The sequence below is a fragment of the Rubripirellula obstinata genome (assembly GCF_001642955.1).
In the GTDB taxonomy this organism is placed as follows: Bacteria; Planctomycetota; Planctomycetia; order Pirellulales; family Pirellulaceae; genus Rubripirellula; species Rubripirellula obstinata.
Map to the genome: position 1 here is coordinate 25,106 of NZ_LWSK01000023.1, position 26,255 is coordinate 51,360.

Consider the following 26,255-nt stretch of genomic DNA (forward strand, 5'->3'; position numbering starts at 1 on the left):
AAAACGCAAAACAAACTGACACTTCTCGCTATTTCGCCGAATCATCGCCGCGTTGGTAGCGAACGCGTCCGCCAACAATAGTTGAATCAACGACCGCGTCTAACGTTAATCCGTCCAGCGGAGTGCTGACGCAGCGAGATTTGAATTTGAGTGGATTGACGGTCCACTTCGCGTCTGGGTCGATGATGGTCACGTCGGCAGGGTAGCCAACCGATAAGCATCCGCCTCCCACGCCCGCGATCCGTGCGGGTGCCGTCGATAGCCGATCGATCACGGCGGACCAGTCCATCAGTCCTGGCACAACCATGTAAGTCACCAGCGTTGATAATGTTGTTTCAAGCGATGCCAGACCGAATGGCGACGCATCCAGGTCGTCCATTTTCTTCTCGCGTGCCCGCGGCATGTGACCGCTTTGAATCGCATCGATGGTGCCATCGGCGACCGCCGCTTTCAAAGTGCTGATATGTCCGGGTGAACGGAGCGGTGGATGGACTTTGAATCGCGAATCGAAAGAACGCAGGTTCGAATCATCCAGGCAAAGGTTATGTGGACAGACCGAAGCGGTGATCGGAATGCCGCGGTCCTTGACTCGGCGTACCAGGTCGACCGCGCCCATCGTGCTGATCGGACCAATGTGCAATCGGCCGCTGGTTGCTTCGGCGATCCGCACATCGCGGGCAACGGCAAGGTCTTCTGCTTCGGTCGGCAAGCCCTTCAAGCCCAACACCAATGCGACTTGGCCATCGTGCATCACGCCGCCTTCGGACAGCGACATGACGTTGGGGCGATTGATGATCGGCAGGTTAAACATCCGAGCGTATTCAAGTGCCCGCTTTAACAACGCGTCGTTGGTGATCGGTCTGGGCGCGTCGGAATACGCGATCGCACCGGCTTCGTGCAGCAACCCAAATTCGGCGAGCTGTTCGCAGTCTCGGTTCTTGCTGAGGCAACCGATCACGTGAACTCGAACACCGTCGGCCTGGACCGCTTTTTGACGGACAAATTCAACCGCACCTGGCGAATCAATGCAGGGCATCGTGCTGCTGCAACACAGGATCGAGGTGAATCCACCAGCAAGCGCCGCAGCGGATCCGGTGGCGATGGTTTCGTCTTCATTGAAACCAGGCTCGCGCAATTCCACGCCAAGATCGACAAACCCGGGCGAGACAATTTTTCCTGACGCATCGATCTTCTCAGCGCCGTCGGGAATCGATTCCTTCGCAGGATCGATTGCCGAAATTTGGCCATCAACGATTAGCAAGTCGGCAACACGATCGGTTTGGTTAGCGGGATCGATGATCCGACCGCCGGTGATCAAGATGGGCGCAGTCATCGTGTACCTGCTTTATCGTCAGCGATCGAATGATTTCCCGCATTGGCCGTCAGATACAAGGCTGCCATGCGAACAGCGATTCCATTGGTGACTTGTTCCAAGATCACACTATGCGGTCCGTCGGCAACTTCGGGCGTAATTTCAACACCTCGATTGATCGGGCCGGGTGCCATAATCAGAATGTTGTCCTTGGCACGTTTCATCCGAGCGACATTCATGGCGTACAGATTGGCGTATTCGTGGACACTGGGAAACGGCCGAGCGGCTTGGCGTTCAAACTGAATGCGCAGCAAGTTCAGCACATCGCATCGCGGCAGGATTTCGTCCAAATCGTGGGCAACCTCAAATCCGAGTTCAGCCCAGCGCTGCGATACCAAAGTTGGCGGACCGCAGACAATGACGTGGGCACCTAGCTTGCTGAGTCCCCAAAGGTTAGCCCTAGCGGTTCGGCTGTGGGCGATGTCGCCGACAAGCGCCACGGTCAGCCCTTCGATGCTGCCGCGATGTTGTCGAATCGTCAGCATGTCCAGCAAGCCCTGCGTTGGATGATCATGGGGGCCATCGCCAGCGTTGAGAACACTGCATCCCAATTCACGGGCCAGCAGGTGTGGCGTGCCTGGAGTTCGGTGCCGCGTGACGACCCAATCAACGCCCATCGCCTCGATCGTTTTCGCGGTGTCGACAAAGGTTTCGCCTTTGGCTACCGAAGAACCCGTGCTGCTAAATTCAACCGTGTCGGCACCTAATCGTTTGGCCGCTAGGGAAAAGCTGTTGCGAGTCCGCGTGCTGTTTTCAAAAAACAAGTTCGCACAAGTCTTGCCGGCTAGCACCGAAATTTTGTGACGGCATCCACCGGTCGCTGTTTTTAACTGATCGGCAACATCAAGCAACGCGAGAATCTCGTCGCCATTCAAACCCTCCAAATCCAACAAATGCCGACGAGTCCAGGCGGCGGGAACGGTGATTCCAAGTTGGGCGGCGTCGGACATGGACAGAGAACGCTCTGTGTGGGGTGCGCTAAGATCGAATGAAGGATTGCATCGTCTCGCGTGAGCGTATTCGATCGAGACGACCGAATCAACGTGGGCAGTTAGATAGCCAGGGTATCTCACTTTTTGAAGCTGGGGATTTTTCGCAACCCGCATAGGCTGTGAATAAGTGAGCAATCCCAAAACTTGTACTTCAACTTTTTCTTAAACCTCAACTCTCGCGGCGAAGGTTTAAGTTTAAGTTTAAGTTTAAGAATGAGATAACTTCACTACGTAGCAGCGTAAGCGAGGGACATCGTAAATCGCATGTTAACGCTACCGGTTAGGATTTCAGTGCTCAACCCAGATTGAAAAAGTGCGTTGCCCTTCGTCACAACCGTTAAAGCTTGACATGACTTTTCCGGCTTTGACGTCTTCGCCGGTCATGACGGCCAAGTTTGTGGACGGGTTGTTCTAGTTGTGACGCTGCAAGGGCCGATAACGATTGCACATATCCTGCCTGCCGTTCCAAGAATAACGATCCTATGACACGCAAAAATCTGGCGAGAACGACTAAACGACGCAACCGCGGAAGCGGTCGGCTGAAACAAGTTCTTGTCGCGGCCATGATCGCCAGCACCACCGGTTGCGGATTACTGGACAAGGTCAAGCCTGGTCCGCACGACAACACTCCGTCGTATCACGACAACTACGGAATGCAGATCGAGTACCCGGAAGTATGCGAGTGCAACACGCCGGTCAGCGATGCGGCAAAACAAACGACCGAGCCGATGTCGTTGGAAGATCCGTCGCAAATGCCGTCGCTGGAATTAACGCTCGAAGAAGCTGTTCAGTTGGCGGTTCAGCAGAGCCCCGTGCTTCGCAGTATTGGTGGAACGATCGTTTCTGCACCAGCAACGACTCAAACAACTTACAGCCCCGGCTTGGTCGCATCGAGTCCCAACCAGGGTACCGAAGCGGCGCTTGCCGCGTTCGATGCCCAGTACACTCAGCAGTTGTTTTGGAACAACAACGATCAACCACTCAACCGCCAAGCTTTCGCGATTCCGGGTTCACCGTTTGTGGTCCCAGCGTTCGCGCAGTCACGTGGTGCAACGTTTACCAACGAGCTGTCCAAGCAAACGATGACCGGTGCGACTTTCGCTCTGCGTCACGTGGTGAACTACCTCAACACGCAAGACCCGTCGGCGGCCCAGCAACAATTCCCAAGTGCGTTCACCGGCTGGGTCGAAGCCGAATGGCGTCAACCTTTGCTTCAAGGCAGCGGCACACTTTACAACCAAATCGTCGGCCAAAACTTTGGTCTCGCAGTCGGTCAATACAACGGTGTGCTGATTGCTCGAATCAACGAAGACGTCGCGCTGGCCGATTTCGAATCCGGTGTCGTCGGCTTAGTGTCCGACGTCGAAGAAGCCTATTGGGGGCTCGCGCAGGCCTACCGAGTTTTAGATGCGACGGTCAAAGGCCGAGAAGCAGCGCAGCAAACATTTCAGTATCAAGAAGTTCGTTTGGATGTTGGTGCCGGTCGCAGTGACGAAGAGGCACAAGCCCGATCACAGTTCTATCAATTCCAAGCCCAAGTCGAATCCGCGCTCGGCGGTGACACTGGACTGTACGCGTTGGAACAACGACTTCGTTATCTGATCGGTTTGCCCGCAACCGATGGTCGCCTGATCAAGCCAACAACGCAGCCCAGTGACGTTCGCGTCGTGTTTGATTGGCAAAGCGCACTCGGCCAAGCTGTGGAAAGACGTGTCGAGGTTCGTCGTCAACGGTTCAATGTCAAACGACGCGAACTGGAACTCACCGCCGCCCGATTGAACTACCGTCCGCGTTTGGACTTGTTGGCCCAATACCGATGGCGAGGCCTCGGCGATCAGTTGATCGGCGACAGTGACGGTGCACAATTTGACAACCTGTATGGTTCAATCACCAGCGGTAATTTCCAAGAAGGCCAAGCAGGGATCGAGATGTCGTTCCCGGTTGGGTTTCGACTCGCTGGCGTCGCGATTGCTTCGGCAAAGTTAAACATCAAACGCGAACGAGCGATTTTGGCAGAAACCGAATTGCGGATCAGCCACGATCTTTCGGACGCCGCTCGGCGAATTGCACTGACGTATCAATTGCTGGAAACCAATTTCAATCGCTACCAAGCCGATTTGAAGCAGGTCGAAGTACTCCGTCGGCGTTATGTCGATGGCAATGACAACATCAACTTCCTATTACAGGCTCAACGTCAGGTCGTGACCAGCGAAACTGCTTTCTACACATCGTTGTTCGATTACAACTTGGCGATTCGTGACTTCCATCAGGAAAAAGGATCACTGCTGGCTTACAACCAAGTCCAATTGGCCGAAGGCCCTTGGGCAGCCAAAGCCTACAGCGACGCTCAGCGGATTGGTCGCTTCCTGGAACCGCGTGAAAATCCCGGCAGCATCGACATGACTCGCCCCATCACGTCCGGCCCATTCGATCCCGCCCAAGCTCAAGCGACAACTTACATCGAATCGCAACCGGCAACGTTCGACATGATCAACGACCCCGTGTCGCCGGAAAGCCCGTCTGATGCAATGGACTCTGAATCAGAAGACAGCATGAACGAGGGTTTGGAGGACACGAAAGAGCAAGTCGAAGAAGCCGGCAAAGACTTGGCCGGCTTGCTAAGTTCAGGCCTAAGAAACTAGCCGCGTAAGTATCAATCGTTAAACCACGTGGGCGTCGTCACTCGCACGCACCCATTTTTTTGACAACAATGTTTTTGTCAAATTACCGTTGATATTTTGGTTCGTATTAGCAAGAGGATTTCGACAAAAAAATTGTTGTCAAAAAAATCTCTTGTGCTCGGCCACCATGATTTTTTTCGTCTGCAATTTTTTGTCGAATAAGTTCGCGGCGCGATGCCCAACGCCGTTTGACAAATTCTTAACTTCGCTTCTCGTACCGAACGCGGTAAACCGGAATTCGGTACTTGCGGCTTCGCCGTTCAAAGTGCGTTCGATAGTCCAAGTCATGCTCGGCTTCGATTTCTTCTTCGGGAACCGGAACGCCCAGTCCTGGTGCCAACACTGCGATCATCTCGACGGTGTCTTCGAAGTAGTCCAGCACGTCTGTCCAGAAATGCAGACGACCGCCGATTCGCAGCGACTTGGCGTAATTGACAATGCTCTTTTCATTCACCACGCGTCGTTTCCGATGCTTCTTTTTCCACCACGGATCTGGGAAGTAAACATGAACCGCTTCCAGGCTCTGTTCTGGAATTCGCGACTCGAATAGCGGTTCAGCGTTGCCCGCAAGCATCCGAGCGTTTCCGTGATCGCGCGACCCGGCACGCAGCAACCTTGCCGCGGAGTGTTTGGCGTATTTATCGATGATCTCGATGCCAAAGAAATTTCGATCCGGGTTGGCAATCGACTCAGCCGCTAAAAAAAGCCCTTTGCCTGAACCAATTTCAATCTCCAACGGACGGTCGTTTCCGAACAGTGATTCGCTGCTAATCGTCTCAGGCAAATCTTCCTTTTCGCAATACAAACCACTGAGGTCAGTGTCGGACTTGGGTTGGCGGATCGTATGGCGAGGCATTGTGGAAGCTGGAAGAGTGATGGGTGAAGGATGAAATGAGCGAAATTGACCTGCAATCGTATCGTGGAGGGATTTCTCTACAATACGAGCGTTCTGTTCCCATCACCACTGAAGGTCGTCGAAGCATTCATGTCCAAGCCTGAAAATGATTACGAAGGATTCTCGATCGCCGCACTCGAAAGTCGGCGGGCCGATGATATGCAGCGGATGATCGAGCGGTTTGGTGGCAAGGCCTTCGTCAGCCCATCGATGCAAGAAGTTCCGATCGAACCCAATCGCGGGGCAATCGACTTTGCTCACCGAGTCATGACCGGCGAAATTCACGTTGTTGTACTGATGACAGGCGTTGGATTTCGCTATCTGCTTCGAGCAATCGAGCGGCACGTCGATCAAAAACGGTTTCTCGAATCGCTGTCGGACATTGTCACGATTTGCCGCGGCCCCAAACCCACCGCCGCGATGCGTGAAGTCGGTTTGACGCCGACGCATCGGGTGCCCGAGCCCAACACGTGGCGAGAATTGCTGCAAACGATCGATGGCAATGTCTCGATCGCCAATCAAACCGTTGGGCTGCAGGAATACGGTGTGACCAACGCCTCGCTAATCGCTGGGCTGGAAGCTCGTGGGGCGACCGTTGAACCGCTGCGAGTCTACGGTTGGGAATTTCCAGAAGACACGGCTCCGTTGAAAGAGAACGTTCAAGCCCTGGCAGCGGGCAAACGAGACATGCTGTTGCTGACCAGCGCCCATCAAATCGTCAACATGCTGCGAATGGCCGATCAGCTTGGCATTGTCGATGATCTGCGTGACGGTTTGCATCGCACCGTGATTGCGTCGATCGGACCCACCACATCCCAAATGTTGCACGAGTGTGATATTCATGTGGACCTTGAACCAAGTCATCCCAAAATGGGACACTTGGTGACCGAAGCCGCTGCTCGCGGTGTCCCCCTGATCAAGTCCAAGCGAATCACCATGGCCAGTTCCCCCAAAGTCTCTGTCGATAAGAACGCGCACCCGTCGGTTGACAGCCTTTTCATGAAAGCCTGTCGCGGCGAAGCGACCGAGCGGACGCCGATCTGGTTGATGCGGCAAGCCGGTCGTTACATGTCCGAATACCGCGAAGTACGTGCGAAGCAATCATTCTTAGAACTCTGCGCCAATCCAACGCTGTGCAGCGAAGTGATGTGTACCGCCGTGGATCGTTTAGGCGTCGATGCGGCGATCATTTTTTCAGACCTGCTGCCGATCTTGGTACCGCTGGGTTTCGATTTGGAGTTCGTCGCCGGTGATGGCCCCGTGATTCACAACCCAGTTCGCGAAGGCGCGGACTTGTCGCGAGTCGCCGATTTGGAGGATCCTTCGTCACTGGATTTTGTCTACGAAACCGTTCGACAAACCCGCGCTGATTTACCTGAAAACATTCCGCTGATCGGGTTCGCAGGTTCACCGTTTACGCTTGCCAGCTACGCCATCGAAGGCGGCGGCAGTCGGCAATACACGCACACCAAAAAACTGATGCGGTCCGACCGCGGTGCGTGGGACGCGTTGATGGGCAAGCTGTCATCGGCGATCACGGTTTACCTGAATCACCAAATCGCCGCCGGTGCCCAGTGCGTTCAATTGTTTGATAGTTGGGCAGGATGCCTGTCGGCCGCCGACTATGCGAATTTCGTTTTACCGTGGATGAAGCAAATCATCGCTGGCATCACACCCGGCATTCCGTTGATCAATTTTGCGACCGGCAATCCAGAATTGTTGCCACTGCTGCGAGGCGATCGGCGAACGGTCGTCGGAGTCGATTGGCGAATCTCGCTCGATACAGCTTGGCAACGTATCGGTCACGATTGCAGCGTTCAAGGAAACCTGGATCCATCGGTTTTGCTCGGGCCACCCGACACGATTCGCGCCGCGGCAGCCGAGTTGCTGGAAACCGCTGGCGGACGTCCCGGACATATCTTCAATCTCGGTCATGGCGTGCTAAAAGAAACGCCAGTCGATCACGTGATTGAATTGGTCAAGGCCGTGAAAGAATTGTCGGCAAAATGAATGATTCGGAGATTGGCCTGAGGATTGTTTGCCCGTTTTGTCCGCTTCACTGTGACGATGTGCAAATCAGCGAGCCGCCGAAGTGTTCCATCTTGGAAAGCGAACTGGCGAGATTGAATTTTGGCTCAGTTCAAGCTCGAGTTGGCAATCAGAGTCGAACGCTCGACGAGGCCTGGGTCGCCGCCAAAGCAATCATCAGCAAATCTGAAAAGGTGTTGCTGTTGGTACGATCGGCAACGCTTGGTCAAGCCAAAGCAATCGCAGGTTCAAGGGTCACCGTTGCAACGGAAACGACGCCCACGCTAATTGCCGTGTCCAAAGCCATCGCACGCTGTGGCACCGTTACCGCAACGCTGGCAGACATCAAACAGCACGCCGATGCCATTGTCGTGCTTGGGGATATCGATTCGTCGGTGCCACGGTTGATGAAAAACGGTGGCATAGGCTTCCAGCCTGTGAAGACAACATCACAGGCTGGAAGCCGATGCCACCTGCCGAAACCCGATGCGGATTCAATCGCGAAACTAGCTACTGATATTCGCCAAGGAAAACTGTTCGCAGGCGATGCTTATATCGCATTCATCTTGGTTTCAAATGCGTTTGATGCCAGCCAAGCCGACGTGGCGGTCGAGTTGCTTATCAAAACGGTCATCTGGATGAATTCGGCTGACCGACCAACACACCAACGCGCCGTGCTTCTTTCGCTCGATCCGTTGGCCTCGCTGCGTTGCACGTCGGCATGGACCGACGGCAAGCGATTGTCTGAGGTCAAAGAGTCCGATTTTGATCACGCAACGATTCGGATCGGCAAGCCAACCGCTAATCAGCCAGCGGCCGACATCCAAATCGGAGGCACCGATCCCGGGCCAAAGCAAGCGAAGGTTTACCTGCCCGCTTCCACGCCCGGCATCGATCACATCGACGCAGTCATTCGCGGAGACTCAACCGTGACGCTACCGCTCGGTAAGATTCAAGCTTCAACGACACCAAGCGTCGCCGACTGGATTGCCAAGCTCAGCTAACGTAGGCCGGAACAAGCGAAGCGCAGTTCCGGCAATTGCATTAAGCTCCCTTGGATTGCCGGAACTGCGCGGAGCTTGTTCCGGCCTACATCGCCTCCCTGTCCTCGGTTACACGCGAAGGAACGGCGACTTTTCGGTAGGCGTACAGGTCTCGCAGCACAAAGCTGTTGATAAGTGTGATCAGGCCACCAACGGATGCCGAGATATACGCCAAGTGAATGGGGATTCCTGAGCTTTCAAAACCACGTACCGATGTCCACGCCCAGTTGATAATTTCCAGGTCGTTATACCGCGACGGCAGGTCGCCGTTGATGGCAACGTGGATGACCGATGGGGCGAAGGCAGCTCCGATCATTACAAAGGCCAAGACAATCAGTACAAGTGGAAGTGATAACTTCGATCGCCTGGCAAACGGCAATGTCAATAAACGCACGACGCCCAGGTAACCTGCCAGGTAACCAACCATGGTAAGCGAGTACAAAATTGGGTCGGTTGTCACGTTGCTGGACGCCGCAAGGGAACCGAACAGACCGAGGCTGAAAATCGCCACGCTGCCCGAACACACCGCAAACGCATAACCGCTCGATGGTCCAGGTGACAAAGCGGTCAAGAAAACACGTGTCAAGAAAGTAGACGGCAGATCACGCCGAACCCGCGGACTCAGTTCACGCGATTCCACCAAGAAGACCGTTCCCATTAACAACCAAAACCCGGCCAAAACCATGCTGCCAAAGTTGATTGGTTCAAAGTCGTTGTAGGAAAACGAAATGCTGACGATGGCGATGATCCACATCGCCTGCTGCAGCAGCATCCAGTACCGAATCGAAGTGCTGCGGTTCTCGGTGATCGGGGCGATTTGAGCTGCTGCCGCTTTTGAAAACAGCACGACAAACGACAAGGTCATTAACGAAACCAGCCCCGTGAACATCCAAGCGTCCGCCGTGGCAGCGACACCTGAACTGATAATTCCAGCCAAGCAGATGATCGCAACGATGAATTGCACAAAGACGATGACAGCCAGCAAGCCAACCATCGCGAATGATTGCCCCACGAACCCCGTCATCATCGGCGCGATCATCAACGCAAACGAACTCAAGAAAAGTCCGGCCATCAACACCGCGATCAACACCATGCTGATCTCCGCTAGCCCGATACCTCGAAGCAAATACGTGAACGCCAAGCTGGGCACGACCGCGGCAAAGTACAGCATCATTTGCAACACGGCGCTCGCGAATTTTCCGCGAATAATTTCACGACTGGCAAGTTGCGTGATCGAAAGCAATTCAAACGTGTCGTTGTCAATTTCGCTGGACAACGATCGATAGGCGGCCAGCGGAACCAACCCAAAGATCGGGATGGCCATCACAAAGTAATACCCGTACAGCATCGAGCTGCCGGTGGGTAAGTAATAGACCTCGGGAGCATTGAAAACGATGCCCAGAACCGTCCACACCAACGTGGCGACCAACAGCAAACAAAACGTCACCAAGAATTGCCGACTCTTCAGCGACTCGCGTGCTTCCTTGATCAAAATCGGGTTCAGCCGATCGGTAACTCCGAACGTGATTCGGTCGATCCAATTCAGAAACCCGTCGCCCTCTGGATCACAGGCCAGCGGATGATGTGGGATTTCGACCGTCGGTCCGAGCGCCGCGATGTCATGGTTATCGCCAATTTTTTTCACTGAACTTGCCCCTTGGTGACGGACAGGAACACATCTTCCAGCGAACGGTCATCGCTTCGGTATTGCAAGACCCTAATACCGGCGTCCAACAATTCCTTCAGCAGATCCGCCTGCGTATCCTGGTCCCCAGTCATCGAAACGAAAACGCGGCTACCGTCAACACGAAGCTTGGTAACGAATTCCTTCGCTTCCAATCGTGTGACCAGCGATTGTGTTTCTCCGATCATTTCAATGCAAACGTGACGATGGGTTTTCGCATCGCCACGAATTTCATCCACCGATCCGGTCGCGAGCAGATGTCCCTGTTCGATGATGCCGACGCTATCGCACATCTCGGCAAGCTCCGTCAGAATATGACTGCTGACCAAAATCGTTTTACCGTCGGCGGCCAAGGTGCGAATGATTTTTCGGAGTTCGATTCGGGCGCGAGGATCAAGGCCGGCTGCGGGTTCATCCAGAATCAGCACCGAGGGATCGTGAATCAAAGCACGGCCCAAGCAAAGCCTCTGTCGCATCCCTTTGCTAAGCCCGCGGATCGGTTTATCCGCAAGCGGTCTTAGCCCGGTGAAGTCCATCACCCAACGCATCCGAGCGGTTCGTTGTCGGCCGATTAATCCGTGCGACCGTGCGTAGAAATCGAGGTATTCGGCACAGTTGGTGTTGCGGTAGGTTCCAAATGCGTCTGGCATAAATCCCAGGCGAGTCCGAACGCGATCAGGATCGTTGACCGAAGAAAGCCCTTCAACCCGGGCGTCACCTTGGCTGGGGATTTCCAAGGTTGCCAAGATTCGCATGCTGGTTGTTTTTCCAGCGCCGTTGGGACCGATGTAACCGAACACTTTGCCGCGGGGGACGCTAAACGAAACGTTATCAACCGCGCAGGTCGTATCGAAATACCGCGAAACGTTTTGAAGTTCGATGACCGGTCCATCCCACGATGTGTGAGGCGTGGTGATCGGGGCAGTTGCCACGTCGGCTTTATTCATTCTGCCCGCCCCATTTCCCGCCCCTTTTCCCGCCCCATGACGATGTGCGTTGCCGTTGATACCTGAGGATTTTCAGACGGGAAGCGTGACGGATCGACTTCTGATAAACCGACAAAGCAATTTTTTGGCAGAGTTCGCATCCATTGTGACAACAACCACTCTGGCTTTGGTCGATCTTCGGTCGGGTATCGAGGGTTGTAGAAACTCGACCAACTGCTGCGCACGTTCGGAACGAATCCCGGCGGAGGAAGCTCTTTGTCGCCTATCAAATCTTGAACAGCTTGTTGAGACGAAGGCTGCATGGTTGCCGATGCGCCGGATCCTACGGAAGCCACAAAATGATAAGCAGATTTTGAGTCGCGATAAATCAGCGGACTGATCGCCAATTCAGACCGATTGAAAACGATGGTTCGGCCGTCGTCAGGATTGACGTCGAACTCGACCGGCGATGCAGTGCCCGTGAACGGTCGCGTGACTTGGTATTGCACCTGAGAACGTGTGGGAAGAAATTCGCCGGACCAGATCTGCGCGTCATCTCGCCACAGCACCCGTCCATTCGCTGGGGCATCGTTTTGATATCGACTGTAGTCCAGGACGCCGGTTGGGAGCACTGGAAGCACCAACGCTTGCCGGTCGAACCGCAGAGAGTCGGTCCCGAAAGACGAAAAGATCGTTGACCGGTCTTGATGAACGACGACACCGCTGGCCGCATCCACCCAAGTCCATTGATGGCTGCGCAGCTTTGTCCCGATACCGTCGGAGAAGACTGCAAAACCAAACAATCCGCCCGTAAACAAAACCGCCATCGCGGGCGCACCAAAATACAGCAAGTACAGCCGATCAAACCGACGAAGCAGAAAGTAAGCGATCGGACCTACGGTCAACACAAATAACGTGTTGAGCGTCAAGAACGACTTAACCGGCGGGCCGCCAACGGACTCGATCAACCATCGCCAATAGTTCGTGTTGCCAACGTTGTAATCCAAACCGTGACGCTCGATCCACGGTGACGAGGTGGAGGTTTCCAGCAAAGCAGATTCCAAAGTCATCCAAAGCTGAAACGATCCGGGAAAAGGATCTTCGTCATGAATGACCGCGACTTTCCCCAGTCCAAGCGAGGCCGTTTCAATTTTTGCAGCCAGTTCATTGTTGGGTAGCGTCTTAGTCATCTCGCTATCCGCTTTCACCAAATCATCGTAGACGTTTTGGCGACCACGGAAGGTGCTATTTCCCGTTTGCTCAGACTCTTTGATGAATTCGCCATTCCAGGTGCGGGCGGTGATCAAGGACGTATCATTGACGCCGCTTAGCCGCAATTGCTTGATTACATCTTGCGATTTCGGTACCGAGTTTTTTGGTAACGCTTTGAACCTTGCGCTGTTTTTAGCCTGGTTCGGCGAACCAAATGATTTCTTGGCGACTTCCAAATCTGAATCTTTGCCGTACAGCAACAGCAAACCACCAGCCGCCACGAATTTTTGAATCGGATCGACAACGAGAGTGTTGTTCTGGTTCAGGTCGGACCACGTCGCACCGTCGATGATGATTAAGTCCAGGTCGCTGTAGGCCAACCACTGCATGGGTAAATCGGGTTTCTGAAAAACGCGATACTGAACGAACGCTGGTTGAGGTTGTTCGGCCAAACGCCGCAATTCTCTTGCGGACAAAGGAAGTCTGTCAGCATCTTCGGGAATAGGTGCCGCGGCCGCCCCGTTTTCGCCAAAGATGGTCGTCATCGATCGCACATCCGGGAACGGCGAACCCTGGTTTCCGGGATTGGGGTTTCCGGGATTGGTTTTGAAATCAGTTTCGGGATCAACGATTCCGATCGTCCAGCGTTGGCCGGAATAGATCTGCGGGCGAGTCGCGAAGTTCACTCGCAGTCGGTTGCGAGCGACTTCCTTGCCGTCTTCCGTGACCCAAACTCGTAACAATTTTGTCGCCGCAAAGTGCGGTATCAACATCTGATGCATAGCCGAAGCCGACGACTGATTCAATCTGAACGATTGGGATGTTGTCGCTGCTAAGTTAGATTTGTAATTGTCGTGGCCAGAAACGGTGACCGTCAAATCATGATCCGTAGCAAACGTTCTGCCCGTCGGCTTGAATTGCAAATGCAAATTGACATAGCCACCCGGACCAAATTGATTTTCAGCGCCGACCTGCAGCCGATAATCCAGAGTGTTGGGGCCGGTGGGATAGGTCCCCAGCCAAGTCACATCGGCTGAAACGTTCGACGCCGAGGCAAAAAAGATAGTTGCCGCAAGCCAGGCGACAATCGGGGTCGTCCCGGTCTTTGAATTCTGGTTTTTCGCGGGCGTGTTTTTGTCGTCTGGATTGATCACCAGACTACGTCGTACAAACGCTGAATCCAAAACCATCCCGATCAGGAAAAAAGCCGCGTACGCGAAAAACGTGGCAATGCCGATGCCCACCAACAGCACGATGACCTGAGCCCAATGGACACCGCTGAACGCCAATTGGCAAACAGTAAAGAATAACGCGACGACGGTGATCAAGCCGATCAGCCAGCGTATCGAAAAGCGTGGCAGCGGTTTCTGAGGAAGTGTTTCCGCCGAGTCGTCTTTCATCACTGATGCCTTCCCGGTGAAACGAATTAGAAGAACAGTGTGAGTTCTTCTCGTTAGCGGTCAGCCATCATCATAGTGTGTCCGAAGCTAGCCAACATGCGATTTGGATTCGAATGCACCGAAGTGTTTAGCAAGCTTGATGCCTGCGATCGCAAGCACGACGACAGCTAACAACGGAAGCATGTGAACGGGTTCGCTGATGAAGTGCCACCAAGTTGTACCGCTGGCCGATTCGCCGGTACCGTGGCCAGGGTGAGCGTACGCGGCGTTTGCGGCTGCGATGGAAAGAATGGTCAGGAGACAACGTCGCATATTGGATTTCCCAGGTGAATCAATTGGTGGAACCGAACGTCGTCATTGTTGCAGATTGACCGACTGCAAGCCTATCCCACTAGATGAGAGTTTGTCTTTACGCCCGCATCGTTGGCGATGTTGACCCAGACGTCGACGTGAGGTGCTCCGCGATAATGCCAAACGAACGATGGGCCCTCGAGTCGCCAGTTGTCCCAAACCTTGTCGCAGCCAATGTCTTCGTCGCGAAAGAACGACAAGAAACAAGCGTCAAGTCCTCCCTGGTTCGCCAAGCAGGCAACTGCGTCGGTCTGGTCGGTCGGTCGATACATTTCCACCAGCGTTACCAGGACCGCTTGCAGATATTCTTTCTGGTCAGGTGTCATGTCCGTCACCGGTAAACCAGGAATCGATTGCTGCCCCCGAAATTGAATTTCATGTTCTTTCGGTGCCATCGAAAGCGAGGCGTCACGCTGTTGGCGGTCGTTTAGCATTTGGAAAAGCTGACAGGCGAGGCTCTCCGCAGACGTAGAGGTCGCCGCTGGCTTCATCGAAGAATCTGAAAGTTCGGTCGTATCGGTGGCCGTTGCTGACGCCGGAATCGCCAGGCCGGCGGCAGCGGAAGTCGCAATGAATTCTCGACGGTTCGGTTGTGAGAGATCGGACATCGGTTCGCCTTCAGGGGCAATCGGCTGGTGGAGCAAGTTGCGTCGCTGATCCCGCCAGGGTTTAGGAACGTGCGACTTTTTATAGTCGCCTTTCGCTCCGCGAAAGCAGCGGATTCGCTACTTTCGCGGAGCGAAAGGCGACACTAATTTCCCGCTCGTTCCCCAGTGGTCAGTGGTCAGTGGTCAGTGGTCAGTGGTCAGTGGTCAGGGTTTAGTTGTTGCGAAATCAATTGAGCCTGAACCCTGGCGGGATCAGCTACGTCTGGGCGAACAGTCTACCGTAACCAAACACTCAAGAGCAAGTGTCCACTATCGCTGAAACACTTCAACGAACGGCGGTCGCCAACTCGGTGCCAGCGAAGCGTCATCGACGTTGACGCCGGCTTCTGCCTGTCCGCGGTGGTTGAAAAACGGATGATCGGGCAGCACGTCCAATGAGCTGACGTTGATGAAACGTACACGCCCGTCTTCATACAACACGTTGATGCCGCGGCCGTCATGGCCGATCGATTCGCGGACGTTCGCCTCGTTCGGGGTGCCCGCCATCGGGGCGTCGGACATGACCGCAAATGATGCACGCGATTCAAATCGAGGTGATTCAAAGCGGTCTTTGTCGACAACGCCAAGCGTGTAGGCGTAGTGTCCACCGGAAAACTTCTGGAAACGCCGGAGCAAGTCAGCGGACGATTCGTGCAATTGCTGGGTGGTCGGTAATTTGTTCAAAGCGGCAAACTGCAATTGGTCGTCGCCCGGTGCATCAAGCGATGGGCACCACCGCGTGTTAATGTCTTCCAGCAACCCAAGATCGCTCAGGCGTATCGAGTAGACACCAGCGAAAGCTTCCGGTCCTGATTCGGCAACGGCCGGCAAACGATGTTGCTCGTTACGATTGACAAACGTCGTGATCGCTATTCCCCACCCGCGTAATTGATCTTGGCATGCCGCCCGCCGTGCTTCAAATCTTCCATTGGCGATTGCCGGAACCAACAACGCCAACAAAATCGCGGCGGCGGCAGAAAGCGCAGCCATGTCCAACCAAGTGACGCTGCGAGTTCGTGGTCGATGATTGCTCGCATGCATCGCGGGCAAGCTTGGTTCAGGTTCGCCCAGAGGTCCAACCTGGTCCAGGGGCCCAACCTGGTCCAACGGTCCGATTTGATCCAACGTCCGGGCTATCAGATCCGACGGTGGCGATTGACCGGGTTCGTAAGAATCCTCAAGCGGCTTCAACGAACGCTGGATCTCGATCAGTTGGCGGCGAGCCTCTGGATCTTGCTTCAAAAGCGCCGAAACTCGTTCCATCTCATGGGGCTCAAGTGCCCCCAGCAGATATCCGAGAAGGTCTTCGTGCATGCGTGACCGATTGATTGAAAGACTGGCGGAACCATCCGTCGAAAAGAAGTGACCGCTGATTCGTTCAGCGACTCCGTCTTCTGAATGTTACGCCGTATCTGTCGCAATGGTTCAACGCATCGAACAAATGTTACGCATCGTGATCAGGCGAATGGCTTTCGTCCCACATCAATCCTAATCGTCCAACCGCAGCATGCAGCCGGCTTTTCACGGTTCCGACGGGAATGTTCAGTGTTTCGGCGGCTTCGCGGTATTTCATGCCCTGGTAATAAACCAAATGCACGACCTGTTTGAGCGATTCGCCCAGTGAATCCACCGATTGATGGACCCAGCGGCTGTTTTCCTGCTCGCTAGCAACCAAAAGAGGATCGGGGCAGTCGCCGACGAGGCTGTCCGACCAGCCACCATGTTCACCGAGATCGGCACCCGAAGTTCGGTCCATGCTGATCATGCGGTGGCGTTTGTTTCGACGCTGAATGTCAATCGCCTGATTGGTGGCGATCGCATAGAGCCAAGGGCGAAAACGACGCGAAGAATCAAATTGTTGGCACTTCAGATGGACCTGTAAAAACGTGCCCTGGAACGCATCTTCGGCCAGTTCGGCATCACCGATGTATCGCCGCAGATAATTGTAGATCTCTCGTTCGTAACGCGCGATCAAAGTCTCGTACAACGCTCGGTCGCCCGAATCGCGATACTGCACGATCAAACTTTCGTCAGCAACATCGCTCACCAGCGAATCAGAGGTCTGGTTCCCTTGCATCTTCTGTATCTTCGCAACACGAGTCTTCGTCTTGCTCGGGTCTGTTGATTTGGATGTTTTCATGGCGATTGTCTCCACCTAGAAAAGCGGAATAAGGGACCAGAGACGAGAATAAAGGTTAATAAATTGTCCGTAGAAGAACGCGTAAGCAAGCAAAGCCTTCCACCACTTCTTTTCGTTATTGTAGCAGAGCGGGCGGATCGCACAAATCAACTGCGATGCAAAGAAACTGGCAATGCAATCACTCTTTAGAGGGGTTTTCGTATGGGGAATCGCGTTTTGGAACCGGCAAACACCGACTCGACGACGAAGTATGACTGGCTGGCTCCTGGCGACATCAATGCGTTTTTTGGGTTGATGCTGGACAACATTGCCGGCCTGATCTTGATGGTCGGTTTGCTGGCAGGCTTTGGATTTCCGGTCGAATTTGCGGTTTCAGCGATGGTTCCCGGCACAGCGTTGGGTGTGCTGATTGGTGATTTGCTTTTCTTTTATTACGCGTTTCGTTTGGCGCGGCAAACTGGTCGCAACGATGTCACGGCGATGCCGCTTGGTTTGGACACGCCATCGACTTTCGGGATCGTGTTATTTGTGCTGGGGCCTTCGTATTTGCAGGGCCTGGAAATGGGGCTCGACCAAACCGCAGCGGCTTACCGAACTTGGCATATCGGAATTTGGTGCATCGTGTTGAGCGGCGTGCTTAAGTTAATGTTATCGCCATTGACCGATTGGGTCCGCCGCAGTGTGCCCCGCGCGGGCTTGCTGGGATCGTTGGGAGCGATCGCATTGGTCTTGATCAGCTTTTTGCCGCTGCTGGAAATCATGGGTCATCCGCTGCCGGGCATGTTGGCACTTGTGATTGTGCTGGTCACGCTGGTCGCTCGCATCCCTTTGCCTGGTCGAACACCGGGCACGTTGGGGGCGTTGGTGATCGCCGGTGCAGCGTATTATTTGATGTGCATGTTTGACGGAACCGGCTATCACTTTCCTGAACCCATGGAAGTGATGTGGTTTCCTAGCCAGTGGTTAGAAGCCTGGCAATTCGGATGGCTAGAAAACTTTGGTGACGCCCTGCCTTACCTGCCGATCGCTTTGCCGTTCGCCATTGTGACGGTCGTGGGCGGAATTGATTGCACCGAGAGTGCCGCAGCAGCGGGCGACGATTACGACACGCGAACCGTCATCGGTGTCGAAGCCGTCGCGACGTTGATCGCGGGGCTTTCCGGCGGAGTGATTCAAACGACGCCTTACATCGGCCATCCAGCTTACAAGGCGATGGGCGGTCGCGCCGGCTACACGCTCGGGACGGCACTGCTAGTCGGTTCCGCCGGCTTGGTCGGCTACTTTGGTTGGCTCAACGCGTACATTCCCGCGCCAGCGGTCTATCCCATTTTGGTTTTCATCGGACTGGAAATCACCGCCCAGAGTTTTCTTGCAACGCCAAAACGTCACTACACCGCGGTTGCGATTGCCTGCTTTCCGGCGCTCGCATTCTTGGCAATCAATTTGCCCGGACGTCTGTTCGGCGACCCGGCGCTGCTGTCCGCTGGAATCAATATCGATACGCTGGCCGACGAAGGACTCAAAGACAACCTTCGCACGCTTGGCATGTTGAGCAGCGGTTTTGTTTTGACCAGTCTTCTGTGGGCTTGGGCCTTAGCATCGTGCATCGATCGCAAGCTCGTGTTGGCCGGCAAAATCTTTTTGTTGGCAGCCGTGTTAACGCTTTTCGGAGTCATGCATTCGCCGCTGGCGGGCAACCGCCTGTTCTTGCCTTTCGGACCCGAAAGCTGGGGCGACCTCGTGCTTGATGCGGGCAACCGTAAAATGGTGTTGGAATTCGTCTGCGGTTACGTCGTCGTATCAGTCATGCTTTTCGCCTGGTCGTTCTTGCCCACGGTTGGCCCGCCGATTGAAGACGATGAAACAGATGAAGCAACCGGTCACCATTTCGGAAGCGAGGAATGAAGGCTTAGTTTGCCGGGTCCGCCAAACGCATGACCTCGTTGACGCCGACGCACAATTTCGGCAGCAATAACCCCGAGGCAATTTGGCCGGGAACAAATTCGCCATGAACCCGGTACGCGTCTGATTCAAGCGTTAGTACTGTGATGCGACGATCCTCGGGATCTACGATCCAGTATTCTGGGATCCCGGCTCGTGCGTAGTCACGTCGCTTGTCTTCGTAGTCTCGTCGTCGGGCTTCAGCACCGTCGCTAACAACTTCCATCGCAAGGTCGACTCGGGTCGGATATCCGCGAGGATCGTTCGGTTCACTTCCAGGTGCGAAGTACATCAGATCCGGCTCGCGGATGTGGTTCGCGAACAAACGAATCGGAAGCGGGGCTTGCAGAACGCGGCCTCCGGAAGGCGAGCAAACGGTTTGTTTGACGACATCACTTAAGAAATCAACGATCAACTGGTGCAACCAAGTCGGCATCGGCAAAACCTCCAAGTTTCCATCAACAAGCTCGATCATACGATTGGCATGCAGAGCAAAAAAATCGCTCTCGGTCCATTCACCCTGCGACGGGAACAAGTGAGCGACCGCCCATGTAGGATTGCAGTCGATCGCGTCAGGTATCTGTGATGATGACATCTTCGCGGTCCCGAAAAATGAAGCGTGTTTTGACATCCCGTTCTGCATTGTAGTCTGCCGATAGGCTTCGGAAAACTTGGGCCTAGCGAGAATCAACCAATGTTCGGCCGACGTTCTTGACTCTTGACGTCGCCATGATTCGATAGCGATCGCCGGGTGATTGATGCTGAAATTGTTCCAGTGAGCCCTGTGAATCAAACCACGTGAACACCCCCGGCCCCCAACTGCTCTGTCCGACACCTTTCAAACCCAGGCCTTGAAGTGTTTGGATCAGCGTTGTGACTTCTTCGCCGTTGTACGAACCGCCTTGGACGTCGGCAAACAGTTTTCCGCTTCGCTGGTTGTAGTCGGTGACCGCATCGCAAAACATTTCAAAGTCTGATGTCCTGGCAGCCGGGATAATTTGTTCTTCGATCGCCTGTCTCAGTTGATTGGTTTGCTTTGCTTCTTCGTTCCCCAACCGCGCAAAGCACTCTGCTTCATCTTCGCCGCTGATGGATTCATCGCTAAGTGGAGGCAGCAAGAACGCGATTCGCCATGAATCAGGAAGCTCGATCCGTTGTATCAAACGATTGAGTGATCTTTCGGATGATTGATCTTGAAGTGATGGTGATTCGTAAATCAAACCACCTGAAAAGTATCCATGGACACCCACCGCCGAACGTTTTCCACGCTCAGCAATGTCGATGGCAATTTCCAAGGGAGGAATTTCAATGTTGGCAAACCGGCACAGGCCTTCGGCAACCGCAAGCGACAACTGAGTGCCGCTGCCAAGTCCGCAATGCGAATTAAGTCCCTGCTGAATTCTCAATTTGCAATCAGGCAATTGATCCGATTCAAGATGTTCGGCCAGTCGCCGAGCGATCGGCATCACGCGGTCACTGTGTTGTCGATCGCATTGCCAATAATCCGACGGTTCAATGCTGATCACGTTTTGTGGTTGATCGATCATCACCCCCAACCCACCAAACGGCGAACCGGTGCGAAGCAACCCAAAATGTAGTCGCGAACCGGTCGTGACAGTGATGCAACCGTGATCGTTTTTATCCATGACCGGATGTCCGTTCCCGACTGCATCGCTTCTCGATCGTGCGAACTAAGAAATCAAATGCTTCTCGTTCTTGCGGGCCGCAGGTTTTGTCAACCAGCGGTCGCAATCGCTCTAATTCTTGATCGATTTTCTCCGCTGCAATCAAATGAGTTCGCGTTGCCAAAATCGCTGCCTCAATCACGGCATGTTTTGCTCGATTGAATCCAAAGAACGGTCGCACGACACCGGAATCAATGATTCGGCAGATGACCGTCGCTCGCAGGTCATCTTCGCTGAAATGATCAGCTTCCACGGCGAACCAACGATGGCAATCGATCAAGCGTCGGTAGCCATGATGATCGATCGACGTGACCAGTTTGGCTGCCTGTTCAGGCGCGATGTCACCGGCTGCACCACGAGCGAACAGCATTGCATCGTCCGTGACATGGACGACGGCTTTGCCACTGTTTTGGTGGTTGCCCGGTTTTAAGTTGGCATAAGTCGTTGATGAACCGAACGGACGCAGGGTAATCTCAGCGATCAAATCACCCGGACCGTTTCCCTGGACGGTTGGGCCCATCGGCGCGATGTTGACCCGACCGTTGCCATCGACAGTCGTAACGATCGATTCCAAGATCACGATGCCGCTCTTGATTTCGTGGACGACGCAATCGTGGCAAAATTTTCGATAATCTGCTCGCCGTCGGACGACAGAATCGATTCAGGATGAAACTGAACGCCAAAGATCGGCCTGGTGCGATGCCGAACCCCCATGATTAAACCGCTGGCATCGGACGCAGTGACGATCAGTTCATCAGGCAAAGATTCGCGGTCAATCGCCAGCGAATGATAGCGGCCGACATTCATCAATGCCGGGCAGTTCGCAAACACACCCTGGCCATCGTGACTGATCTGGCTGGCCATTCCATGCACCGGTTCGCATTGAATCACCCGTCCGCCAAAGGCGACCGCGATTGCTTGGTGCCCCAGGCAAACGCCTAGCATCGGAACATGGGAATCAAAACTGCGAAGCACATCTAAGCTGCATCCAGCATCCTCGGGCCTGCGCGGTCCCGGCGAAATCACGATCGCGTCAGGTTCCAATTCACGGCATCGGTCCAGATCAATCGCATCGCTGCGAACCACCGCTGTCTCCAACCCCAGTCGCCGAAAATACCGCGCCAGGTTGTGGACAAAAGAATCTTGGTTGTCGAGCAGAAGGATCAAAATAATGATACGGAAATTTAGCAGTGAAGTTTTTCAAGCGATCGGCGTCAACCAGCGAGCACTTCCAGGAGTTTACGCCAATTCGCCTCGATGCTGTATTGATCTGCTACCAACTGCCGCCCGGTTCGCCCAAGTTCTTTCCTCAACTCGGTGTCCAAAAGCAGCTTTTTGATGGATTCGTACCATTGTGTTTCATCACTAGCGATCCGACCAACAAGGCCATCACCAATGATCTCGGCATTGACCCCAATCGGCGACGCAATCCCAGGAGTTCCTACCGCTAGATACTGCAACAGTTTTAACCCGCATTTGTACTTCATCCATTCTTGATCCGGCGGCAATGGCATCAGGCCAATATCCATTTCGTGCAAATCAGCAATCTCGCGATCGGGGCTCCAGCGACGAAATTCGACATCGACGCCTGTAAGTTCCAGTTCTTTGAGCCGTTCGTCGGTGTTGGCAACGACCAGTAATCGATACGGAACTTCGCTGGCGATTCGTCGCAAAGCTGGAGCGGCGACTTCGAGGAACGGGACGTTGTGGGTGGTCCCCATCCATCCAATCGTCGGTTTACGGTCGGGACTGGTGTCGGGACGCAGCGGATACTCCGCTAGATGGATACAGGTCGGGATTAGTTCAATGCTCTGACACAACGGTTCCATGTACTCTGCCAAGAATCTATTGCCAGCGATCGCAACGTCACAAAGCCCCGCAATTCGATGAAATTTCTCGCGATGTCGAAGGAAGACTCCATCATCGACATCTAGAATCAACCGTGGCGTCGCTTGGCGAAATTTTTCTTCTAACTCCGAAGTGTCATCATCAAACACTTCTCGCTCGATCAAGATCGCGTCGTAATGGCGACGAGCCGCCAAGAATGCGTGCCAATGACGAACTGTTCGCTTGAGTCTTTGGCTGAGACGCCATCCTAGCCACGGAAGTGAATCGTACTTTTCAGGAAAACTGTAGAAAACATCACAGCGATGGCCAGCGGATTGAAGCGGATCAATGAAGGGATCAATGCGGAAACGCGTCGATGGCATTCGTCGGCCAGAGGCGATGAACAGAAAACGCATGAAACGCCGTTTGACCTGGGGGGAAAGCTGAGAGCATCGCGGAATCCAACGGTGGATTGCTCTACATCGTGGGACAGCTATCGTATTTACCAACTATCATAAGTTAGTTTTCGCTTGAACCGAATCGGGCGATCAAGTTGTTTTCAAAGGACTTTCTATGCGTGCCTTGGTTACCGGAGTCGCAGGCTTTATCGGGTCTCATGTCGCCGACGGATTATTGCGTCAGGGCTGGGACGTGATGGGCATTGATGATCTATCGGGCGGAACGATGGTGAATGTTCCAAAGGATGCTAAATTTATCAATCGCGATGTTGGATTAGATCTGGATGATTTGATGGCTGAGTTTCAGCCAAAGGTGGTCTATCATTTAGCCGCCTACGCCGCCGAAGGTTTGAGTCACCATATTCCTGTATTCAACTACCAAAACAACATTGTCGCCACTGCAAACGTGCTCGCGTCAGCTTATCGCCACGGAGCCAAGCACTTTGTGTTCACTTCCTCGATCGCGGCTTATGGACACCCTCGCAAATCGAACAGTGATGCAGGCGGCCCACAACGCGAACGACTGACCGAAGACGATGTTTGCAGCCCTTGTGATCCCTATGGAATTGCAAAGCTCGCTTGTGAGCATCACATACAAGCGTTTTTTGATTACTACGGTGGACCGACCTATACGATCATTCGCCCACACAACGTCTTTGGGCCAAAGCAAAACGTTTCCGATCCGTATCGCAACGTCGTCGGTATTTTTATACGGCAAGCGATTTCGGGGCAGCCCATGACGATCTTTGGTGATGGCCAGCAAACACGCTCGTTCTCGTACATCGATTCTGTTGCCCAGTGCATTGCAGCTAGCGGTTGGACGGAGGCGGCAAAAAACCAAACATTCAATGTTGGCGGCGATGAACCGATGAGTGTGATCGAGTTAGCCAAACGCGTTTGCGAAACGGTTGGCGTGGATGAAAACATCCAACATCTAGCACCCCGCCAAGAGGTTTTGCATGCTCATGCGGATCACAAGAAAGCCCATCAACTTTTCCCCGAAATACATCGCTCGCCCGTGTCAATTCAAGCAGGTCTGAAGGCGACGGTGCAGCACGTAACCGAGAATGAAATCCCGACTCCAACGCATTGCCCGTCGGCAATCGAAATTAAGGACAAGCTGCCGCCGCTATGGCGTGATGGTGCCTAAGCAACGAATGAGCCTGTGAAGGGCTAGCGCCTAGGCTTTGCGAACTTGATCTTTTCGATCAGCTTGACGACTTGGTCGCCGTCTTTGTAGCCCGATACGGCGGTGATGGCTTCGATGACATAGGCGTAGCGAAGGTTGTAATCGGTGTCGATTTCTAGTTCGGGGCCGTCTTCGGCGTCGCCGGGAGTGGTGGATCCGATCAGCGAGACCACTTGTCCGCGGAGTTTGTCGAAATCCGTTCCCAAGCTAATTTCGTTCATCGCCATTCCAGTCAGCTTGCCATTTTCGTCGGCTCGCAATCGCAATTTCAGCGGTAAGTCGGTGGGATCCGATGCCGCTCCGCCGCCGGCCAGCGGCATGCGGACGCTGAAGTCGCCCTCCATTTCAACGATCTTGAATGTCATCACGAAAAAGATCAGCAGCAGAAAGACGATGTCAATCATGCTGGTCATGTTCAGCTCGCTGCCCTCGGCGTCCTGGTGATTGCGGATCTTCATGATCGATCCTCCTTCACACGCAGGGCAAAGTTTTCAAGCTGTTGTTCCTGGGCAACGCGAATCACTTCTTGCACATCACCAGCCGCCGCGTCTTTGTGAGCTCGGATGACGACGTTGGCGTCCGCCGGTGTTTTGCCTTCGGCTTTGATCACGCTAAGTTCTTGTCGCAATCCAACCAACAGCGTTTCAGGGGTGTAGTCGTCACCGCCCAAGTAGATCGCTCCATCGATGCCGACATGCAACACGATTGGAAATTCCAACGCCACCTCGGGCGGTTTGACCAATTGGCTGCTGGGCAGTTTGACGTGATCGTTTGCTTCGGTTTGCGCGAAGTTAATCAGCACCATGAAGAACGCGATCAACTGAAAAGTCATGTCGATCATCGGCGTCATGTCGCCTTCGTGCATGTCCGGCTTTTTTTGTTTGACTCGCATTATTTCTTGGTCGCTTTGGGTTGAACGTCTTCAAAACGGCTCATCAAATCTTCGCTAGTCACGCCAACTTCTAACAGCAAACGCGAGACGCGATTTCGCAAAATGTTGTAGGCCGCGATCGCTGGAATCGCCACAGCTAAGCCGACCAATGTGGTGAACAACGCGGTTGAGATACCAGCAGCCAAGTCCGATGGCTTGGGGGTTGATCCGCCGGTTGCAATGACTTGGAACGACGCAATCATCCCCTGCACGGTTCCAAACAAACCAATCATCGGCGACAGGTTTCCGATCAAAGCCATGTACGACAAGCGATGTTCCAGCTTCATGCTTTCCTCTTCGCCGACTTCCTGCATTCCCTCGAGTGCTTTGTTGTAGCCTCGCGACAATTTGGCTAGTCCGGCCGAAAGAACCTGGCCCAAAACCGATTCATCAGTCCTGGCTAGATCGTAGGCCCCTTGGAAATCTTTTTCGTTCAGGCGTTCTTCAAAACTGTCCACTAGCTCTTGCGGGCAAAGCGTGTCTCGCCGAGCCGCCAACATGTTGGTGACAAACAATGCCACCAGCGTGACCGAAAGCGCGAGGAAAATGAACAGGTAACCGTAGCCGAGCGAGTTGATGACCCACATCAACATGTTGTCTTTCTTGGCCGGTGCCGCACCACCCGGATCGTTTCCGGCATCCGCGTTTTCGTCACCTGCATCCGCCGCCGGTTCATCCATCGCTTCGGGCATGGGATCGTCTGCGAATTCTGCCATGGCGTCATCGTCTTGCGCGTAGGCAATGGGGGACGCTGAGAAGCAGGCCATCAGGGCGACGAGAAAAACGCCAGCGTGAAGGAATTTGGCCAGCGGGCCGCGAGCGATGATCATCAAATGGACTCTTGCGAGTAGGA

General features: G+C 54.0%; 23 protein-coding genes. 5 read left to right on the plus strand and 18 right to left on the minus strand.

Annotated elements, in window-relative coordinates:
* Positions 1–28: 28 nt before the first annotated feature.
* Both RC85_RS08645 and RC85_RS08650 read right to left on the minus strand, forming a co-directional pair.
* The gene (locus RC85_RS08645) at positions 29–1,333 is read right to left on the minus strand and encodes a dihydroorotase (RefSeq protein ID WP_068261222.1); all 1,305 of its coding nucleotides are present in this window, start codon (positions 1,331–1,333) and stop codon (positions 29–31) included.
* Complete coding sequence (locus RC85_RS08650) at positions 1,330–2,322, minus strand: aspartate carbamoyltransferase catalytic subunit (protein ID WP_068261225.1); 993 nt, start codon at positions 2,320–2,322, stop codon at positions 1,330–1,332. The genes RC85_RS08645 and RC85_RS08650 overlap by 4 nt, the downstream gene beginning before the upstream one ends.
* A gap of 524 nt (positions 2,323–2,846) precedes the next feature.
* Here RC85_RS08650 and RC85_RS08655 point away from each other — a divergent pair.
* Positions 2,847–5,006 (plus strand): TolC family protein, encoded by a 2,160-nt coding sequence (locus RC85_RS08655; RefSeq protein WP_068261230.1) that lies wholly within the window; start codon positions 2,847–2,849, stop codon positions 5,004–5,006.
* A gap of 238 nt (positions 5,007–5,244) precedes the next feature.
* Here RC85_RS08655 and trmB read toward each other — a convergent pair whose 3' ends face one another.
* Positions 5,245–5,901: a tRNA (guanosine(46)-N7)-methyltransferase TrmB gene (trmB, locus tag RC85_RS08660; protein WP_068261231.1), complete on the minus strand. Its 657-nt coding sequence runs from the start codon at positions 5,899–5,901 to the stop codon at positions 5,245–5,247.
* 129 nt (positions 5,902–6,030) lie between these two features.
* Between trmB and hemE the strand changes: the two genes are divergently transcribed.
* Together hemE and RC85_RS08670 are read left to right on the plus strand one after the other, a co-directional pair.
* Entirely contained in the window at positions 6,031–7,950 is a 1,920-nt protein-coding gene (gene hemE, locus RC85_RS08665) for a uroporphyrinogen decarboxylase (protein ID WP_068261295.1), read from the plus strand.
* On the plus strand, positions 7,947–8,972 hold the full coding sequence (locus tag RC85_RS08670) for a molybdopterin-binding domain-containing protein (protein WP_068261232.1): 1,026 nt from the start codon (positions 7,947–7,949) through the stop codon (positions 8,970–8,972). The genes hemE and RC85_RS08670 overlap by 4 nt, the downstream gene beginning before the upstream one ends.
* An 85-nt stretch (positions 8,973–9,057) precedes the next feature.
* On the opposite strand, the gene RC85_RS08675 is transcribed toward RC85_RS08670, so the two are convergent.
* The 7 genes from RC85_RS08675 to RC85_RS08705 all read right to left on the minus strand — a co-directional run bounded on the left by RC85_RS08675 (position 9,058) and on the right by RC85_RS08705 (position 17,371).
* On the minus strand, positions 9,058–10,656 hold the full coding sequence (locus tag RC85_RS08675) for an ABC transporter permease (protein WP_068261233.1): 1,599 nt from the start codon (positions 10,654–10,656) through the stop codon (positions 9,058–9,060).
* A complete protein-coding gene (locus tag RC85_RS08680) occupies positions 10,653–11,642 on the minus strand; it encodes an ABC transporter ATP-binding protein (protein WP_084422491.1) in 990 nt (329 codons plus the stop codon). The genes RC85_RS08675 and RC85_RS08680 overlap by 4 nt, the downstream gene beginning before the upstream one ends.
* Complete coding sequence (locus RC85_RS08685) at positions 11,639–14,233, minus strand: hypothetical protein (RefSeq protein ID WP_068261236.1); 2,595 nt, start codon at positions 14,231–14,233, stop codon at positions 11,639–11,641. Before RC85_RS08685 ends, RC85_RS08680 begins: the two co-directional genes overlap by 4 nt.
* A gap of 87 nt (positions 14,234–14,320) precedes the next feature.
* Positions 14,321–14,545 (minus strand): hypothetical protein, encoded by a 225-nt coding sequence (locus tag RC85_RS08690; protein WP_068261239.1) that lies wholly within the window; start codon positions 14,543–14,545, stop codon positions 14,321–14,323.
* Between the two features lie 71 nt (positions 14,546–14,616).
* Complete coding sequence (locus RC85_RS08695) at positions 14,617–15,192, minus strand: hypothetical protein (protein ID WP_068261242.1); 576 nt, start codon at positions 15,190–15,192, stop codon at positions 14,617–14,619.
* A 309-nt stretch (positions 15,193–15,501) separates the two neighbouring features.
* Positions 15,502–16,545, minus strand: coding sequence for an anti-sigma factor family protein (locus RC85_RS08700; RefSeq protein WP_068261245.1), 1,044 nt, complete (start codon positions 16,543–16,545; stop codon positions 15,502–15,504).
* 130 nt (positions 16,546–16,675) lie between these two features.
* Positions 16,676–17,371 carry an RNA polymerase sigma factor gene (locus RC85_RS08705; protein WP_420821376.1) on the minus strand — a complete coding sequence of 232 codons (696 nt, stop codon included), beginning with the start codon at positions 17,369–17,371 and terminating at the stop codon, positions 16,676–16,678.
* 201 nt (positions 17,372–17,572) lie between these two features.
* Here RC85_RS08705 and RC85_RS08710 point away from each other — a divergent pair, with 201 nt between their 5' ends.
* Complete coding sequence (locus tag RC85_RS08710; RefSeq protein WP_420821377.1) at positions 17,573–19,276, plus strand: permease; 1,704 nt, start codon at positions 17,573–17,575, stop codon at positions 19,274–19,276.
* Positions 19,277–19,280: 4 nt separating this feature from the next.
* Here RC85_RS08710 and RC85_RS08715 read toward each other — a convergent pair whose 3' ends face one another.
* The 5 genes from RC85_RS08715 to RC85_RS08735 form a co-directional block, all read right to left on the minus strand.
* Entirely contained in the window at positions 19,281–19,907 is a 627-nt protein-coding gene (locus RC85_RS08715; RefSeq protein WP_160148111.1) for a Uma2 family endonuclease, read from the minus strand.
* A gap of 82 nt (positions 19,908–19,989) precedes the next feature.
* Positions 19,990–20,958, minus strand: a complete 969-nt coding sequence (locus RC85_RS08720) for a GHMP family kinase ATP-binding protein (protein ID WP_068261247.1) — start codon at positions 20,956–20,958, stop codon at positions 19,990–19,992.
* Positions 20,951–21,577: a DUF447 domain-containing protein gene (locus RC85_RS08725; RefSeq protein WP_068261250.1), complete on the minus strand. Its 627-nt coding sequence runs from the start codon at positions 21,575–21,577 to the stop codon at positions 20,951–20,953. Before RC85_RS08725 ends, RC85_RS08720 begins: the two co-directional genes overlap by 8 nt.
* Positions 21,574–22,164, minus strand: a complete 591-nt coding sequence (locus RC85_RS08730) for an anthranilate synthase component II (protein ID WP_068261253.1) — start codon at positions 22,162–22,164, stop codon at positions 21,574–21,576. The genes RC85_RS08725 and RC85_RS08730 overlap by 4 nt, the downstream gene beginning before the upstream one ends.
* A gap of 47 nt (positions 22,165–22,211) precedes the next feature.
* Positions 22,212–23,240 carry a glycosyltransferase family 4 protein gene (locus RC85_RS08735; protein WP_068261255.1) on the minus strand — a complete coding sequence of 343 codons (1,029 nt, stop codon included), beginning with the start codon at positions 23,238–23,240 and terminating at the stop codon, positions 22,212–22,214.
* 157 nt (positions 23,241–23,397) lie between these two features.
* Between RC85_RS08735 and RC85_RS08740 the strand changes: the two genes are divergently transcribed.
* On the plus strand, positions 23,398–24,432 hold the full coding sequence (locus tag RC85_RS08740; protein ID WP_068261262.1) for an NAD-dependent epimerase/dehydratase family protein: 1,035 nt from the start codon (positions 23,398–23,400) through the stop codon (positions 24,430–24,432).
* Between the two features lie 23 nt (positions 24,433–24,455).
* Here RC85_RS08740 and RC85_RS08745 read toward each other — a convergent pair whose 3' ends face one another.
* Genes RC85_RS08745 through RC85_RS08755 form a run of 3 tightly spaced genes read right to left on the minus strand, consistent with a single transcriptional unit; the run spans position 24,456 to position 26,232 of the window.
* Complete coding sequence (locus RC85_RS08745) at positions 24,456–24,929, minus strand: ExbD/TolR family protein (protein ID WP_068261265.1); 474 nt, start codon at positions 24,927–24,929, stop codon at positions 24,456–24,458.
* Complete coding sequence (locus RC85_RS08750; RefSeq protein WP_068261268.1) at positions 24,926–25,363, minus strand: ExbD/TolR family protein; 438 nt, start codon at positions 25,361–25,363, stop codon at positions 24,926–24,928. Before RC85_RS08750 ends, RC85_RS08745 begins: the two co-directional genes overlap by 4 nt.
* Entirely contained in the window at positions 25,363–26,232 is an 870-nt protein-coding gene (locus RC85_RS08755) for a MotA/TolQ/ExbB proton channel family protein (RefSeq protein ID WP_068261309.1), read from the minus strand. Before RC85_RS08755 ends, RC85_RS08750 begins: the two co-directional genes overlap by 1 nt.
* Positions 26,233–26,255: the final 23 nt, after the last annotated feature.